General features: G+C 55.4%; 20 protein-coding genes. 9 read left to right on the top strand and 11 right to left on the bottom strand.

Annotation, left to right across the window (positions count from 1 at the left end):
• The first annotated feature begins 152 nt into the window (after window positions 1–152).
• Window positions 153–1,328: a GGDEF domain-containing protein gene (locus WFL93_RS11935; RefSeq protein WP_336778213.1), complete on the top strand. Its 1,176-nt coding sequence runs from the start codon at window positions 153–155 to the stop codon at window positions 1,326–1,328.
• On the opposite strand, the gene ychH is transcribed toward WFL93_RS11935, so the two are convergent.
• Window positions 1,325–1,600 carry a stress-induced protein YchH gene (ychH, locus tag WFL93_RS11930; RefSeq protein WP_007892909.1) on the bottom strand — a complete coding sequence of 92 codons (276 nt, stop codon included), beginning with the start codon at window positions 1,598–1,600 and terminating at the stop codon, window positions 1,325–1,327. The genes WFL93_RS11935 and ychH overlap by 4 nt on opposite strands.
• Before the next feature lie 258 nt (window positions 1,601–1,858).
• Here ychH and pth point away from each other — a divergent pair, with 258 nt between their 5' ends.
• From pth to WFL93_RS11915, 3 genes are all read left to right on the top strand, one after another.
• Window positions 1,859–2,446: an aminoacyl-tRNA hydrolase gene (gene pth, locus WFL93_RS11925; protein ID WP_336778212.1), complete on the top strand. Its 588-nt coding sequence runs from the start codon at window positions 1,859–1,861 to the stop codon at window positions 2,444–2,446.
• 111 nt (window positions 2,447–2,557) lie between these two features.
• Entirely contained in the window at window positions 2,558–3,649 is a 1,092-nt protein-coding gene (ychF, locus tag WFL93_RS11920; RefSeq protein ID WP_007892915.1) for a redox-regulated ATPase YchF, read from the top strand.
• 292 nt (window positions 3,650–3,941) lie between these two features.
• A complete protein-coding gene (locus WFL93_RS11915; protein ID WP_336778211.1) occupies window positions 3,942–4,331 on the top strand; it encodes a cupin domain-containing protein in 390 nt (129 codons plus the stop codon).
• A 29-nt stretch (window positions 4,332–4,360) separates the two neighbouring features.
• Here WFL93_RS11915 and WFL93_RS11910 read toward each other — a convergent pair whose 3' ends face one another.
• The gene (locus WFL93_RS11910) at window positions 4,361–5,035 is read right to left on the bottom strand and encodes a GntR family transcriptional regulator (RefSeq protein WP_336778210.1); all 675 of its coding nucleotides are present in this window, start codon (window positions 5,033–5,035) and stop codon (window positions 4,361–4,363) included.
• Between the two features lie 115 nt (window positions 5,036–5,150).
• Between WFL93_RS11910 and WFL93_RS11905 the strand changes: the two genes are divergently transcribed.
• Genes WFL93_RS11905 through WFL93_RS11890 form a run of 4 tightly spaced genes read left to right on the top strand, consistent with a single transcriptional unit; the run spans window position 5,151 to window position 9,131 of the window.
• Window positions 5,151–5,831, top strand: coding sequence for a DUF2848 domain-containing protein (locus tag WFL93_RS11905; protein WP_336778209.1), 681 nt, complete (start codon window positions 5,151–5,153; stop codon window positions 5,829–5,831).
• A gap of 12 nt (window positions 5,832–5,843) precedes the next feature.
• Window positions 5,844–7,187, top strand: coding sequence for an amidase (locus tag WFL93_RS11900; protein WP_336778208.1), 1,344 nt, complete (start codon window positions 5,844–5,846; stop codon window positions 7,185–7,187).
• A gap of 2 nt (window positions 7,188–7,189) precedes the next feature.
• On the top strand, window positions 7,190–7,825 hold the full coding sequence (locus tag WFL93_RS11895) for a hypothetical protein (protein ID WP_336778207.1): 636 nt from the start codon (window positions 7,190–7,192) through the stop codon (window positions 7,823–7,825).
• Window positions 7,818–9,131, top strand: a complete 1,314-nt coding sequence (locus WFL93_RS11890; protein WP_336778206.1) for an MFS transporter — start codon at window positions 7,818–7,820, stop codon at window positions 9,129–9,131. Before WFL93_RS11895 ends, WFL93_RS11890 begins: the two co-directional genes overlap by 8 nt.
• Window positions 9,132–9,208: 77 nt before the next feature.
• Here WFL93_RS11890 and WFL93_RS11885 read toward each other — a convergent pair whose 3' ends face one another.
• On the bottom strand, window positions 9,209–9,412 hold the full coding sequence (locus WFL93_RS11885) for a hypothetical protein (RefSeq protein ID WP_007892927.1): 204 nt from the start codon (window positions 9,410–9,412) through the stop codon (window positions 9,209–9,211).
• A 61-nt stretch (window positions 9,413–9,473) separates the two neighbouring features.
• Complete coding sequence (locus WFL93_RS11880; protein WP_049852040.1) at window positions 9,474–10,091, bottom strand: TetR/AcrR family transcriptional regulator; 618 nt, start codon at window positions 10,089–10,091, stop codon at window positions 9,474–9,476.
• 284 nt (window positions 10,092–10,375) lie between these two features.
• Here WFL93_RS11880 and WFL93_RS11875 point away from each other — a divergent pair, with 284 nt between their 5' ends.
• Complete coding sequence (locus WFL93_RS11875) at window positions 10,376–10,585, top strand: CsbD family protein (RefSeq protein ID WP_007892931.1); 210 nt, start codon at window positions 10,376–10,378, stop codon at window positions 10,583–10,585.
• Window positions 10,586–10,628: 43 nt separating this feature from the next.
• Here the strand turns inward: WFL93_RS11875 and WFL93_RS11870 are convergent, their stop codons facing one another.
• From WFL93_RS11870 to WFL93_RS11840, 7 genes are all read right to left on the bottom strand, one after another.
• The gene (locus WFL93_RS11870; protein ID WP_007892933.1) at window positions 10,629–10,904 is read right to left on the bottom strand and encodes a hypothetical protein; all 276 of its coding nucleotides are present in this window, start codon (window positions 10,902–10,904) and stop codon (window positions 10,629–10,631) included.
• Between the two features lie 165 nt (window positions 10,905–11,069).
• On the bottom strand, window positions 11,070–12,059 hold the full coding sequence (locus WFL93_RS11865) for an aldo/keto reductase (RefSeq protein ID WP_336778205.1): 990 nt from the start codon (window positions 12,057–12,059) through the stop codon (window positions 11,070–11,072).
• A gap of 31 nt (window positions 12,060–12,090) precedes the next feature.
• Entirely contained in the window at window positions 12,091–12,942 is an 852-nt protein-coding gene (locus WFL93_RS11860; RefSeq protein WP_336778204.1) for an aldo/keto reductase, read from the bottom strand.
• Window positions 12,943–13,060: 118 nt separating this feature from the next.
• A complete protein-coding gene (locus tag WFL93_RS11855) occupies window positions 13,061–14,104 on the bottom strand; it encodes an alpha/beta hydrolase (RefSeq protein WP_336778384.1) in 1,044 nt (347 codons plus the stop codon).
• A gap of 44 nt (window positions 14,105–14,148) precedes the next feature.
• A complete protein-coding gene (locus WFL93_RS11850) occupies window positions 14,149–14,739 on the bottom strand; it encodes a flavodoxin (RefSeq protein WP_007892940.1) in 591 nt (196 codons plus the stop codon).
• Between the two features lie 24 nt (window positions 14,740–14,763).
• On the bottom strand, window positions 14,764–15,525 hold the full coding sequence (locus tag WFL93_RS11845) for a carboxymuconolactone decarboxylase family protein (protein ID WP_336778203.1): 762 nt from the start codon (window positions 15,523–15,525) through the stop codon (window positions 14,764–14,766).
• On the bottom strand, window positions 15,503–15,973 hold the full coding sequence (locus tag WFL93_RS11840; RefSeq protein WP_007892944.1) for a (R)-mandelonitrile lyase: 471 nt from the start codon (window positions 15,971–15,973) through the stop codon (window positions 15,503–15,505). The genes WFL93_RS11845 and WFL93_RS11840 overlap by 23 nt, the downstream gene beginning before the upstream one ends.
• Between the last annotated feature and the right edge of the window lie 62 nt (window positions 15,974–16,035).

Below are 16,035 nucleotides of genomic sequence, written 5' to 3'. Positions count from 1 at the left end.
CTTTCCCCGCTGATATTTCCGCGATAAATTTCGTTAAAATCCGCTATTCTCGCTGCCATCCACTCTTTTCTGCCTACGCGCATTGCTGCCCTTTAGCGGTCCAATGATTAATGGTATTTTTCTCCACACTTTAGCTAAGAGCTCCGACCACTATGACTCTCGACATTTACACACTGTTTGTTTGCGAGCTCTATGTGCTGGGGTTTTTAAGTATCATTTTGATTTTTGCCTGGGTCGGTGCGCAATACGATCGCGTGCTGGGCTGTACCACGCTGGCGCTGGTTTTAACCTTTGCCGCGGTGCTTCTCAGCAGTTTACGCAGCGCTGGTCTGCATTTTTTGCCGGTGGCGCTTGGCAATGTGATGCTGCTGCTTGCCTACGGTAATCTACTGAATGCCTTCCGTATTTTTTGTGCAAAACCCCTTGGACTCAGCTGGTTAGGCGGCGGATTGCTGTGGGCCATTCTGTGCCTATTCCCCGAGTTTTATTACAGCCAGCCGAAGCGCGTGCTGGTGGTGTGCCTGTTGTGCATCATCTATACCGGAGCGCTGATCCGCTTGCTGTGGCGCGTACGCGCGTCGTTAACCGTTACCTTCTGGCCCGCACAAATTCTGCTGTGGATTCATCTGCTGTTTCACGTGGCGCGCATCTTTCTCGATGATGCGGTGGCTTCACCGGTACGCGGCGCCATTGGCGGCTCCAGCTTCTCGGTGTATGTGATTCTTGAATCGATTTTGTTTGTCATCGGCCTCACCTTCACCATTCTGGCCATGGTCAATGAACGCACGCAAATCGCCCATAAGCTGGCCTCGATGCACGATCCGCTCACCAGCGTGTGGAACCGCCGCGCGCTGTTCGAACAGGCCGATAAAATGGTGCTACGCAGCGCACGTCAGTCACAGCCATTTATTTACAGCGCGGTGCTCTTCGATCTGGACCATTTTAAAAGCATCAACGATCGCTTTGGGCATCAGCAAGGCGACCAGGTTTTAGTCGATTTTTGTCAGGTGGTACAGGCGTTATTGCCGGAGGAAGGTCATTTTGCCCGTCTGGGCGGTGAGGAGTTTGCAGCAATTATTCCAGGCGATGCCGAGCAGGCGCAGCGGGTGTGTGAACGTATCCGATTGGCAACGCAGCTGTCGCAACCTAACGACGTGCGCTACACCGTAAGTATTGGTTTCGCCACTGCTCTGCAGCCCGGCCAACCTTTTCCACCGCTGCTGGCGCTGGCTGATGAAGCGCTATATCACGCTAAAGCCAGCGGCCGTAACCGTATCGAACGTTATCTTGCACAGTTACAGCCACGCCAGGAAACCGCTCTCACTTAGTGTGAAGTGTGATTGCGACGGCAGCGTTTGTCGCCGTAGTGACGCAACCAGTAATAACGATCTTCAACTCTTTCGCGTCCGCTGACGCGGGCACCCACCAGCCACAGCAACGCGCCAACAAAGATGCTGAACATGGCGCCGTGCGCGAGAAATTGCGGCAGGTTAAGTGAAGGGAGCTGATTAATAATGGAATAACCGACACCGAGCACCATCGTCAGTAAACCCAGACACATCAAACCATTACCTACCACGCGGCATTTTTGACGTTTCATGATCCACCTCCATCCTTATAAAAAGCAAAACAGCACATATGGTTAACTAGCCATAAGCTTAGGCAATACCTGCCGGTTAAGTTGCGTACAGGATCACAGATCCTTCACAACCTTTGACAAATCTTTACTGCCAGCGCCTTGATTTCGATAGAAATTGATTAGTCACACAGCGGCATCATCTGCTGTTTGTGGCCTTTGTCATCCGTGTCGTCAGGCAGTAAACTATCGCCCTTTCCGCAGCAAGGCAGGATAAACATCGTGAGCAGCATTAAACTGATTGTAGGGTTAGCCAATCCGGGCGCCGAGTACGCCGCAACGCGCCATAACGCCGGAGCCTGGTATGTGGATTTACTGGCAAGCCGTAACAATCAGTCGTTAAAAGATGAACCCAAATTCTTCGGCTACACCGCGCGCTTATCATTGGCGGGCGAAGATGTGCGCCTGCTGGTGCCCACCACCTTTATGAATTTGAGTGGCAAAGCCGTAGCGGCGCTGGCGACGTTTTATCGCATTGCGCCGGAGGAGATTCTGGTGGCGCACGATGAGCTGGATTTGCCGCCGGGCGTGGCAAAGTTCAAACAAGGCGGCGGCCACGGCGGTCACAACGGCCTGAAAGATATCATCAGCAAACTGGGCAATAACAATAATTTTCACCGTTTGCGCGTCGGTATCGGCCATCCGGGCGATCGCAATAAAGTGACCGGTTTTGTACTGGGCAAACCGCCGGCCAGCGAACAAAAGCTGATCGACGATGCCGTGGATGAAGCGGTGCGCTGCACCGAGCTGTGGCTGAAAGAAGACAAGATTAAGGCGATGAACCGCCTGCACGCCTTCAAGGCTGGCTAAGGCCAATTCCCGCGCCGCGCAGGGCAATTCTGTGTATAATGCGCGAAATTTTTTGAATCTGTCGGCGCTGCTCTGCAGCGCTGCGCACTCAGTGAGAAAGGTAATCAGACCATGGGATTTAAATGCGGTATTGTGGGCCTGCCGAACGTCGGTAAATCCACCCTGTTCAACGCGCTGACCAAAGCGGGTATCGAAGCAGCCAACTTTCCGTTCTGCACCATCGAGCCAAACACCGGTGTGGTGCCAATGCCCGATCTGCGCCTCGATCAGCTGAGCGAGATTGTTAAACCACAGCGTGTGGTGCCAACCACCATGGAATTCGTCGATATCGCCGGTTTGGTAAAAGGCGCATCTAAAGGTGAAGGCCTGGGTAACCAGTTCCTGACCAACATCCGTGAAACCGAAGCCATCGGCCACGTGGTGCGCTGCTTCGAGAACGACAACATCATCCACGTTGCGGGCAAAGTTAACCCGGCGGAAGATATTGATGTCATCAATACCGAGCTGGCGCTGTCGGATCTCGACACCTGCGAACGTGCTATTCAGCGTTGCCAGAAGAAAGCCAAAGGCGGCGACAAAGATGCTAAAGCTGAACTGGCTGCGCTGGAAAAATGCCTGCCGCATCTGTCTGAAGCCGGCATGCTGCGCGCACTGAAGCTGGATGCTGACGAGAAAGCGGCGATTCGCTACCTCAGCTTCCTGACGCTGAAACCGACCATGTACATCGCTAACGTCAACGAAGACGGTTTCGAAAACAATCCGTACCTCGATCAGGTACGTGCCATTGCCGAAGCCGAAGGTTCTGTCGTCGTTCCGGTGTGTGCTGCGGTTGAGTCGGACATCGCCGAGCTGGAAGATGACGAGCGCGACGAGTTCATGGCTGAACTGGGTCTGGAAGAGCCGGGCCTGAACCGCGTGATTCGCGCCGGTTATGCACTGCTGAACCTGCAAACTTACTTCACCGCTGGCGTGAAAGAAGTGCGTGCATGGACCATCCCAGTGGGTGCAACTGCGCCGCAGGCAGCCGGTAAAATCCATACAGACTTCGAGAAAGGCTTTATTCGTGCGCAGACCATCGCCTTTGATGACTTTGTTGCCTTTAAAGGCGAACAAGGCGCGAAAGAAGCCGGCAAGATGCGTTCAGAAGGTAAAGAGTACATCGTTAAAGATGGCGATGTGATGAACTTCCTGTTCAACGTCTAAATGGCCGCAGCGGTCGCATGAGATTTCATTGAATCTCCTTCAGGCTGACAAACACCCTCAAATCCACGCAATTGCGTGGATTTTTTATTTCATCAAATCTCAACTATTCCTTAATCCCGCTGACAAATCTGTAAAGCGATCAGTGGGGAAGCTCACTGACCGAGCAACAGTTTACCCGCAGGATTGCGGGTAACGCGTAGCGATTAATCACTTTTTGACTGAATAAGCGGCCACGTCAATTTCCACTATCCTGTGCATAAGGAATTTATCACTAACTTGCGCGGGAGTGCCAATGAGCCGTTCTGACAACCACCACCACAATACAGCGGAAACCTTGCTCCAGAGCGGGCATGCCTGGAATGGTCAGCGATTAGAAAATTATCCGACGGGTCAGCCGGAAATTACCGTGATGAAGATGACCATTCCTGCTCACTCTGAGTTACCGTGGCATACCCATCCGATGCCTAACAGCGCTTATATTTTGTCGGGATCGCTCACCATTGAGGACAAAGACAATGGTGAAAGTAAAACCTTCCGTGCCGGCGAGGCATTTAATGAATCCATCGACATCGCGCATCGCGGATTCACTACCGATGAGAGTGCCGAGCTGATTATTTTCTATGCCGGCGTTGCGGGCATGGAACTCTCGGTGCCTTTGCCAGGCGAAGAAGCAGAGTATTGATCTCAGCGTTAATCCGCGCACAAACACCGTCAATTATTCAGCAGCGCCTGCTTAAACGAATAGATGTGCACCCGCGCGGCGGCTTCCGCTTGCTCCGCATCGCCCTGCTCCAACGCGGCGATAATCGCTTCATGTTCGGCGATCACTTCATTCATATGCGCAGCGCTGGATAGCGTCGTCGCCCAGAAACGCTGCGCCTGCGCATGGATAATGCTGAGGATATCGGCCAGGCGTCCATTGGCGGCGATGTCCGCCAGCAGCTGGTGGAATTCGCGGTCCAGCAACATCATCTGTTCCCGGTCGCGCGCCGCGCTGGCGTCGGCAATGCGCTGATTCATTGCGCGCAAATAAGCAATCTGCGTCGGATTAACGCGCTGCGAGGCCAAACGCAAACACAGCGCCTCGTTGACTAAACGCACCTCAATTAACTCCAGCGCATCATCAATCGATAGCGGTGAAACCATCACCCCTTTGCGTGGAATAATTTGCAGTAACCCTTCCGTTTCCAGCCGATGCACCGCCTGATTCACCGGCGTTCTGCCCATCTCAAGGTCATCCATCACCTGCGCGATATTCAGATAGTCACCGGGCTTGTAACGCAGCGTGATCAGCCGGTGCTTGAACGCCAGATACGCCCGTTCGTTGAGAGAAAGGCTCTTCGGCTGGGTCGGCGAGCTCACATTTTCAGCAATATCATTACTCATCACGCGCATCCTTATTAGGTAACTGAGACATCTTACACAAAAACCTGGCATGAAAATGGCTAGATTGAAATTACTGTGAAATTTCACACGCATTTCAACTCTGGAGATTTAGCCCATGCAATTACGCTTCACGACTGATTACGCAGACGCCGCAGTGCTGGATGTAGAGGTTAATGCGCTGGTGATTGCCGGCTGGGTTGGCCGCGATCAGGCTGCGGTACTGCACCATATCAGGGAGCTCGAGGCACTTGGCGTGCCCGCTCCTGGTGCAGTGCCGCTGTTTTACCGCGTCGCCACTAACCAGCTCACTCAGCAAACCCGGCTGGAAGTGGTCGGCGAACAGACCTCTGGCGAAGCCGAACCCTTTGTGTTTTTCCACCGCGGCGAATACTGGGTTTCGCTGATTTCCGATCACACCGATCGCCATCTGGAAACCTTCAGCGTGGCGCTATCTAAACAGGCGTGCATCAAGCCGGTGGCCGGTCATGCCTGGCGCATGTCCGAAGTGAAAGCGCATTGGGACCAGCTGGAACTGCGCGCCTGGATCAGAGTGAAAGGCGATTGGGTCACCTATCAACAGGGTGCGCTGTCATCGCTGCTCACGCCAATCGATCTGTTGCAGCGCTATTTCGCCGATCGCCAGGTGGAGGAAGGCTTTGCCATGTCGTGCGGCACGCTGAGCGCCATCGGCGGCATTCGTCCAGCGAGTGAATTCCGCATGGCACTGCACGATCCGGTGCTGAATCGCACGCTGGAACACACCTACATTACCGGCGCGCTGCCGGTCATCGCCTGATAAGGATTCTTTATGACGACGTTATGGCAAGCGAGCCAGCAGCTGCTCGCCGGACAAGGCTCTGCCGCAGAACTGACGCAGGATGCGCTGAGTGCCATCGCCGCCGAACCCGGCGAAGGTCAGCGAGTTTTCACCCGCGTGTATGCCGCCGAGGCGCAGCAGCAGGCGGAACAGGCCAGCGCGCGCTGGCAGCAGCGTCAGGCGCGCAGCCCGATTGATGGCCTGCCGATCAGCATCAAAGATCTGTTTGACGTTGCCGGAGAAGTGACGCTCGCCGGCTCACATTTACTCAGCAACGGCACTCCGGCCGCAGCCAACGCCAGCATGGTTGAACGGCTGCAACAGGCCGGCGCGGCCCTCGTCGGCAAAACCAACATGACCGAGTTCGCCTTTACCGGCCTCGGCATCAATCCGCACTACGGCACGCCCGCCAATCCGTGGCAGCGTGCTGAGAAGCGTATTCCGGGCGGATCCTCGTCGGGCGCGGCGGTGGCGGTGGCCGATGGCATGTGTCTGGCGGCAGTCGGCACCGATACCGGTGGTTCGGTGCGTATTCCTGCGGCGCTGTGCGGATTAACCGGCTTTAAACCCAGCGCCAGCCGCATCGACCAGCGCGGTACCCTGCCGCTGGCGGCGTCGCTCGACAGCATCGGCGTGATTGCGCACGACGTGCGCAGCTGCTGGCTGCTCGATAGTGTGATTGCCGACCAACCACTGGTGATGGATCAGCGTGAACTCTCTGATGCGCATTTCGTCATTCCACAAACGCGCGTGCTGGCGGGGCTCGACCAGCACGTCAGTGCGGCCTGGCTACGCGCGCTCGAGGTGCTGCGCGCCCAGGGTGTGCAGCTCACCGAACTGCCGCTCGATGAGCTGGCGGAGCTGGATACGTTGAACGCGCGCGGCGGAATTACCGCCTGGGAAGCCTGGCAGTGGCATCAGGCGTACGCGCTGTCCCAGCCTGACGCCTACGATCCGCAGGTTCTGACGCGCATCAAACGCGGCAGCTTGCTGAATGCCGAGGATGCCGCCGAGCTTTATCAGCGGCGCGCCGACTGGCAGCAGCGCGTGGAAAACGCCGTGGCGCCGTTCGACGGTATCTTAATGCCGACGGTGCCGCTGATCGCCCCTACCCTTGCCGAACTCGACGACCCTGCGCGTTACATGCAGGTCAACATGCTGATGCTGCGTAACACCAGCGTGATCAACATGCTCGATGGCTGCTCAATTTCTCTGCCTTGTCATCAACCCGGCGCTGCGCCGGTTGGCCTGATGCTGTCCTCAACCCATGGCAACGATGCTGCATTACTCAGCTGGGCTGCCGCGCTTGAAACCACCCTGAAACGGAGTAGCTGATCATGACTCAACCCCACGGCATGCTGTTTGTCGCCACCAATATCGATGCTGCAGATGAAGCGGATTTCAACCAATGGTATGACCATGAGCACGTTGAAGAGCGCGTGGCGATCGCTGGATTTCTCAGCGGCACGCGCTATCAGTCGATCGATGCCGAGCGTAAGTATCTCGGCCTGTATGAGACCGCATCGCTGGAAGCCTTTACCAGCGCCGATTATCACGCTGCCTTCACGCGCCAGACCGAATGGTCGGTGAAAAACCTCAACAAGATGATCAACCCGATGCGCCGGGTATGCGCCATCTCTCACCAGCATGGTCAAGGCAACGGCAGCCATCTGGCGGTGCTGACGTTGCCAGCCGGTACGGATGTTGCATTGCTGGGCGACTGGCAAAGCAGCGTGCAGCACACGCCGGGCTACATCGCCTCACGTTTGCTGACGCCCGACACCACGCTGAGCTCACCGCTGCCGCGCGAAAATCGCGAAAGCCGCCCGATGCAGCCGATGCTGCTGCTGACCTGTCGCGATGCGCAGGTGTGCAAAACGCTGGCCGCCGCTGCCGCCGCCATCCTCAACGCGGATGTACAACTTTATGCCCTCAGCTGGCAGTTAACGAAACAGGAGATGGCTCATGGCTAATACCGATTCGACATTGCAGCACGCCACTGGCGAGCCAGCCAGCCATACCAAAACCGGTCGCCTCGCAGCGGCCAGCTCGATTGGCACGGCGCTGGAGTGGTATGACTTTACGGTCTACAACATCATGGCGGCGCTGGTGTTTAACCATGTGTTTTTCCCGAGTTTCGATCCGCTGGTCGGCACCATTCTGGCGTTTTCCACCTATGCGGTCGGTTACGTTTCGCGTCCGGTGGGCGGCCTGATCTTCGGCCATCTTGGCGATATCGCCGGACGAAAAGCGGTGCTGATCACCACGCTGGTGATTATGGGTGTGACCACCGCGCTGATGGGCTTGCTGCCGGGCTATGCGGTGTGGGGCATCTGGAGTCCGGTGCTGCTGGTGGCGCTGCGCTTTATTCAGGGCATTGCCCTCGGCGGCGAATGGGCCGGCGCGGTGCTGCTGTCGATGGAGCATGGCGACGCGGATAAGCGCGGTCGCAACGCTTCGTTTGCCCAGGTGGGTCCATCTTGCGGTACCTTGATTGGCACCGGCTTCATCACGCTGGTGACGGTGGCTTTGAGCGGCGAGCAGTTCCAGGCATGGGGATGGCGCATTCCGTTCCTGCTAAGTTTGCTGCTGGTGATGTTTGGCCTCTGGCTGCGTCGCGGCGTCGAAGAGACACCGACCTTTGTGGCGATGCAGCAGGCAGAGAAAACCACCCATACGCCGCTGAAAGAGGTGTTTGTGCGCTATCCGCGCGAGCTGTTGATTGCCGGCGGCTCACGCATCGGTTCGGATGTGCTGTATGCGCTGGTGGTGGTTTTCACCCTGACTTACGTCACCACGGTGTTGCAGCTGCCGCGTCCGCTGGCGTTGATGGCCACCATGCTGGGCGCGATTGGTAATGCGATTACCGTACCGATGTTTGGCGCGCTCTCCGACAAGTTAGGCCGTCGGCCGGTGTATATCGGCGGTGCGCTGCTGGCCATCGTCTGGTCGTTTGTGTTCTTTGTGTTGCTCGATAGCTCGCAGCCGATTTTGATTGTGCTGGCGGTGATTGGCGGGCTGTTGATTCATGCGGTGATGTACGGACCGCAGGCGGCGTTTGTCACGGAGCAGTTCCCCAGCCATGTGCGCTATGCCGGATCGTCGCTGGCTTATACGCTGGCGGGGATTATCGGTGGCGGTTTTGCTCCGCTGATCATTACTTCGCTCTACAAAGAGATGGGTAGCACGCTGTGGGTGTCACTGTACGTCAGCCTGGCGTTACTGATTACGCTGTTCGCGCTGTGGAAAGCGAAAGAAACAGCGCATCGACCGCTGTAATCACCCGGGTTTTGTTTGGCGAGGGATTGCCAGACTTTCGCAGAGAGGAGTAATACGGCGCGGCACGCGCGACCGAATTAATGCATTTTTTTCGCCAGGATACGAATGGCTTTCTCGCAGGCACTTTTGGTTTTGCTGTCTGTTGAGCGCAAACTCAGGCGATACAGCGCGCCAATCAGTTCCTGAACGGTAAGCGCTTCATCAGGACGGAGAATGCGTGTCACCACTCTCCCCACCAATGCGCGAATCTCTTCCGTAATGTCTGAATCTTCGTCTTTCACTTGCCCTCCGGCTTCACGCTTCGCTTATTTAGGAAGTATCCACCTCCTAATTAGACAAATTTTAGTCCAGCAGCTTCATCACCAGCTTGATTGTCGCGGGTTCATCTTTTACATCGGTGATCTTGCCCACTACGCGCATGCCAAAGGCAATACAGAGTATCAAGCCCGCTGCGCTGTCAATATCCAGATGCTGTGTGACCGAGCCATCTTCCTGGCCGAGTTTCAGCAGAGAAGCGAGAAAGTTTTTATTGCGGATCACCGCTTCACTCACTAACTGCGACAGATCTTCATCCAGCACCTGCAGCTCCACCGTACTGCCCACCACCAGACAACCGGTACGGCCTTCAACCGCACGGGCAGAATCGAGATAGAACTGCAGCAGTTCGGTGAGCTTTTCGCGCCCGGTGGTGAACTGCGCCAGCCGCTGGCGCAGGTCGGCATTGCGCACCGAAAGATAGCGCTCAAATACCAGCAGAAACAGGCTGCGCTTATCTTTAAAAGCCTTGTAAATGCTGCCCGCGGTTAGCCCCATCGCCTCACCCAAATCACTCAGCGAAGCGGCATGAAAACCCTTTTGCCGAAAAACAATCATGGCTTTGTCCAGAGCCTGTTCGATATCAAATTCTCTTGGGCGGCCCCGTTCGCGGTTTTTCGTTTCTGTGGCTAACTTTTTGCTCATAGCGGATACATCAGGCAGTGCGGGTTTCCAAAAAAAATTGACTGAAAATCATCTCGGCGTTCACTATATACCAGCAGAGACAAGTCTGTATACCCAGGCGAGAATAACACCTTATATCACAGAGGGTTATGCAATCACCCTACTATTCAATATCAGATATTTGAGTCAGCTCACACCGCAGCGCAGCAAACCGCAAATTCTGTGCCAGAATTAATACATCCGTTGGCATGCGGCCAAACGGTGATCATTCAGTAACCGGTAACGACTAAATAGGGAGATCGACAATGAACGAAGATCGTATTAGCGGCAACTGGAAGCAGTTCAAGGGAAAAGTGAAGGAAAAATGGGGCGACCTGACTGATGATGATATGACCGTGGTCGAAGGGAAACGCGATCAGCTGGTCGGTAAAATTCAGGAACGCTATGGTTATGAAAAAGACCGCGCGGAAAAAGAAGTAAAAGAGTGGGAAGATTCCAATAAATACCGTTGGTAAACCGCTCGAACGTGCCGGACAACCCCTGTCCGGCATGCCTCAATCAGTGTTTGGTGCTGTCGTCCGCCACCGCGCTTTTGGCCAACATGTTGATCACACCCTCGTCTGACTCTTCTTCATCGCATTGGCTGCTGCGGTTAACCTCTGCTAAGGCTAATCTGGCAACGCGAATACGCTCTGGCGTTCCACCCGCCTGAATCATCTTCTCTAACTGGGCGATCAGCGTAGTACGCGAAATTGCGGCATCGTGAGTGAATAACTCAATCACCGCATCACCGATCACCACGTCACTTAACTGTTTGTCATTACTGTTTTTCATGGGCTCTCTGTCACCGTCTAAACCAACCCTGGCCGGAGGATCCTGACTGCGCAGAGCATACCCAATGAGTAAAAAACATCAAATATAAAAAAGCGTCGATGCAATCGAAACTACATCATAAGAATGGCTTGCGGCGCGAGGAACGCGCCGCAAAAGTGGTTGAGGTTAACCGCCTACCCGCGCCTGCAGCGCAGCAGGATAACGTTCACCGATCACCTTGATGGTTTCCAAAGCCTGCGTCAGTTTGAGTAACTCGGCAGAGGAGAGCGCGATGTCAGAGGCGCCGAGGTTTTCTTCCAGACGATGCAGCTTGGTAGTGCCCGGAATCGGCACAATCCACGGCGCCTGCGCCAGCAGCCAGGCCAGCGCGATCTGCGCCGACGTCACGCCTTTCTCCGCCGCCAGCTGCGCCACTAAGGTCACCAGTTGTTCATTGGCGGCCAGCGCTTCAGCAGTAAAACGTGGCACTTTACTGCGGAAATCATCCTCGCCAAACGTGGTGCCTGATTTAATTGCACCGGTTAAAAAGCCTTTGCCTAGCGGGCTAAACGGCACGAAACCAATACCCAATTCGTTTAGCAGCGGCAGAATCTCCTGCTCCGGTTCACGCCACCACATTGAGTATTCGCTTTGCAGCGCCGTGACCGGCTGCACGGCGTGGGCGCGACGAATGGTATTGGCACCCGCTTCCGATAAACCGAAATGTTTAACCTTGCCTTCATTGATCAGATCCTTAACCGTGCCGGCCACATCTTCAATCGGCACATTAGGATCTACGCGATGCTGATACAGCAGATCAATCACGTCAGTTTTCAGACGGCGCAGTGAACCTTCAACCGCCAGACGGATATGCTCGGGACGGCTGTTCAATATTTGCTGCTTATTATCGTCGCCAAAGGTGAAGCCAAATTTTGTGGCGATCACCACCTGGTCACGGTAAGGCTGCAAAGCTTCGCCCACGACCTCTTCATTTAGATACGGCCCGTACACTTCCGCGGTATCGAAAAAAGTCACGCCGCGCTCTACTGCAGCGTGAATTAACTTAATCGCCTGCTGCCGGTCTGTGGCCGGACCATAGCCATGGCTGAGCCCCATGCAGCCCAGGCCCAGCGCGGAAACTTCGAGTTTGGCGTTGCCGAGATAACGATTTTGCATGTGTCACTCCATTAGGTTTTAGGGTGCGTAATTACACATCAAGTTTGCGGCCGGTGAGCCACTCAACCATGGCTGGATCGCGGTGCGAGAAGAAGGCGCTGGTCGCGCTATCCAGCGCGGTGATTTGCAGCATTTCGGCGTCACTGAGTGCAAAGTCCAGCACATTAATATTTTCTGCCATGCGCGCTTTGCGGACCGATTTGGCCAGCGAAACAATGCCGCGTTGGAAGATCCAGCGCAGCACCACCTGCCCGACGCTTTTGCCATATTTCTCGCCAATCGCCGTCAGGACAGGATGCTGGAACAACCCGTTTCTGCCTTCGGCAAACGGTGCCCAGGCTTCAGGTTGAATGTTGCGGCTCTTCATCCACGGCACCGCGTGCAGTTGCTGGTTGAAGGGGTTAACTTCAACCTGATTCACCGCCGGCACCACTTTATTGAACGCGATGAGATCGGCCAGGCGATCGGGCTGGAAGTTACTGACGCCAATGGCTTTAATTTTGCCGGCTGCATGCAGCTCTTCCATGGCACGCCAGGCGCCATGCACATCGCCGTAAGGTTGGTGAATCAAATAGAGATCGACATAGTCCATCTGCAGACGATTAAGCGAACGCTCAAACTGCGCTTTGGCGCCTTCGTAGCTGGTGTCCTGCAGCCACAGCTTGGTGGTGACAAACAGCGCGTCACGTGCCACACCGCTCTGCTTAATGGCATTGCCAACCTGAGTTTCGTTTTGATATGAGGCGGCGGTATCAATCAGCCGATAGCCGGTTTCGATGGCATCCATCACCGCGCGCTCACACTCCGCAGCATCGGTCATCTGAAATACACCAAAGCCCAGCAGCGGCATCTCGAGACCGTTATTCAGTTTTATGTTTTGCATGGCGTTATCCTTTCGTTAGTTTCCGAAAGCATAACGCCTGAGGATTGTTTTGATTAGACCCGGTAATCAGCTAGGGTTTATTAATTCAATTCATGAATCAATCAACCCTGCTGGCCAGCTACTGCAGATTCTTCTGTTGGAAAAACGCGCTAACCTGGTCAGCAATTTGCACATTATTCAGATCGGAGAACGGGAAGTGCGTATTTCCTTTAATGCCAATCTCCGGCAGATGGATCACTTGCACATCGCCACCGTGTTTATTGACCACATCTCGCCACTGGCGCGCCATCGCCAGCCTTACCCGCCAACTGTCCTGCGCCGGCATGCTGCTCGCTTTATCCGGAATGTTGTCGCCATAGAAAATCAGAATCGGAATTTTGGTCAGCGCCATAAACTTGTCCAGCGCCACCGGCTCGCCTTTCAGCGTATCGAACGCGCTGGGCATCGGGGCCGGTAATTCGTTTTCGGGAAACACAAAGCCGCTGCCCGGTTCAAAGGCGACAATGGCTTTAACCTTGCTGTTTTTCATCGCGGTATACCAGCCAGGCCCGCCGCCCTGTGAATGGGTAAACAGAATGGCGGGACCGCTTTTGTCGATAACCGCGGACATCGCATCGGAGATGACGTTGACGTCAAACGGCCCCGTATTAGGGGTCATTTGGCGGAAGTATTGGTCCAGCGCCTCTTTATCCTGAGAGAACTGCACGCCTTTAAAGAAGGTGGGCCATACGCCCAGGCGGAATTGGTTAAACCACAGCTGTTCATCCGGTTTTGGTGTGACGGTGGTGGCTACCGTGCTACGACCAGCCGCACCCCGGCGCGGTTGATCAACCAGATAGGTGGCAAATCCGCGACGCAGGAAAATATTTTGAAAACCTTCGCGTCCATCCGGGGTACTTTCCCAGGTACGCGAGAACTGTCCGGCACCATGCAGCATCACGATGGGGTATTTATGCGGATGTTGCGGAATCTGATAAAACACCGCGGCGTGGTCGCCATGATAGGTCTGGCCCGCCGCATCCAGCGGTTTTTTGGCATCAAATTGTCCCGGCGCTGTCACCACCGTGCCGCCCGCAGCGAAGCTGCCTTGTGCCTGAATCACTAACGGTTCGGCGTGGCTGGTAGCGATAAACCCCGCCACCAGCAAACCTACACCCCAGATTTTTACCGTTCTCTTCACACGCTGTCCCTCTTTTATGTTGTGTATTAGCTGCCAACCGTCGCTAACCAATGGGTGACGGTCTCGGTGGTTCTTCTCTCCTGATCGCACTCCAGCACCAGCGGTTTTTCTCGTTGCGCCGCCGCAGCCAGCGTAGCGAGAATCGCTTCACTGTCGCCGATGCCGTAACCACCGTGGGTAATAAACGGAATGATGCGTTTATTACGGCAATCATGGCTGCTGAGAAACGATTGCACCACCGGCGGCACCGTGGTGCCCCAAATCGGAAAGCCCAGGTAAATCGTGTGGTAGCGATCAAAGTCCGCAACGCGGTTTTTTAACGCCGGTTTCACCTGCCGATCGCGCTGATTTTTCGCCAGCTCAACCGTTTGAAAATAGTCCTCGGGATAGGCCACTGCCGGTTCAATGGCAAAAATATCGCTGTTGAGTTGACGATGAATAACACCTGCCAGTACCCGCGTGTTGCCACTGCGGGAGAAATACACCACCAGCGTCGCGCGGTTATTTTGCCCGGGCACGGTGTTAGCCAACGCCGGCTTAAGCACGGCAGCGGAAAACGCCGCGCCCGCCAGCGCGCTGAGTAGCACTCTGCGGTTAGCATCATGCGCATCTGACATGACTTCGCTCCTCTGACATGAAATTTATGGCGTATCTTGTGCCGCGCGCAGTGCGGCTTCCGCGCGCGCAGCGGCCTGCTCTTCCCCGCTGGCACGTAAAATTTGCGCCAGATGCTGCAGCTGCCCACGCGTTAGCCCTACTCGCAAACTGGCACGGGTATGCGATAGCAGCTGCGCTTCAATACCCGGCGTGGCGGCTAAGGCACCTACCGTCGCCAGTTCGCGGCTTTGCCAGTCAAGGTTGTCACGGGCAAAAATATCGCCAAATAGATGACTTTGCAGGAACTGGTTGATCACCGGCGCAAAATCAAACAGCGGTCCTTGCACTGGCGCGCCAGAAATTTTGGTTTGGTTAGCGGTGCCTAGCTGACGCAGCGCATCCCCCACCGGAATGGGCTGCACCGGCTCTTTACCCGGTTCATCTTTAATGCCGCGCTGCTTACGCGCTTCGGTCACTTTCATCAACGCGCTCAGCGCATTGAGACTGCGTGGAAATCCGGTATAGGCATACAGCTGCACCAGAATTTCTTTGGCTTCACTGACCGTCAAGCCAGCATCCAGCCCCTGATTCAGCGCGGCATCGAGTTTTTTCATATTGCTGGTTGCCATAAATACCGCCATCAGAGGAATGGCTTGTTGTCGTGCGGAGAGGGTTTCGGACTGATTCGATGACTCATTCATTGCAGGTGTTACTCCCTGGTGAGTTGCAGCATAGGTTGTCAGGTTACCGGCAAAAAGCATGAGTATGGCGAAGGTGAAGGACTTAATCGGCACGGTATTGTTCATCAGTCACTTTCTCCAGCCAGCTCACACTTTTGCCATCCACTCTGCCGGTTACCGCGAGGTGCGTCATGGCACTCTCGGCGCTGGCACCGTGCCAGTGCTTGACGCCTGGCGGGCACGACACCACATCGCCAACGCGAATAGTGCGCACCGGCTGCCCCTCCTGCTGGGTTAACCCTACGCCCGAGGTGACAATCAGGCGCTGACCAGCGGGATGGGTATGCCAGGCCGATCGCGCACCCGGTTCGAAGGTGACATAAGCAGCCGAAGCATTGATCTGGTCATCCGCCACAAACAGCGGATCAACGCGTACCTGGCCGGTAAAATGTTGCGCCGGACCCGAAAGCGCCGCTTGGCTGCCGGCCGGTGTAATCTTTACTACCGGCTCGGCAGCAAAAGATGAGAAAGCAAGGGGCAGTAATAGCCCCAGAAAGCCCGATTTTGCTGTCATGCAATGCGTCCTTTATTTATTGAACGTGGATGCTGCGAGGCATCGATTCTAACGAGGCGCAG

The sequence above is a fragment of the Pantoea sp. USHLN256 genome (assembly GCF_037149875.1).
GTDB classification, from domain to species: domain Bacteria; phylum Pseudomonadota; class Gammaproteobacteria; order Enterobacterales; family Enterobacteriaceae; genus Pantoea; species Pantoea nemavictus.
This window is presented reverse-complemented; position numbering and strand designations above follow the sequence as displayed.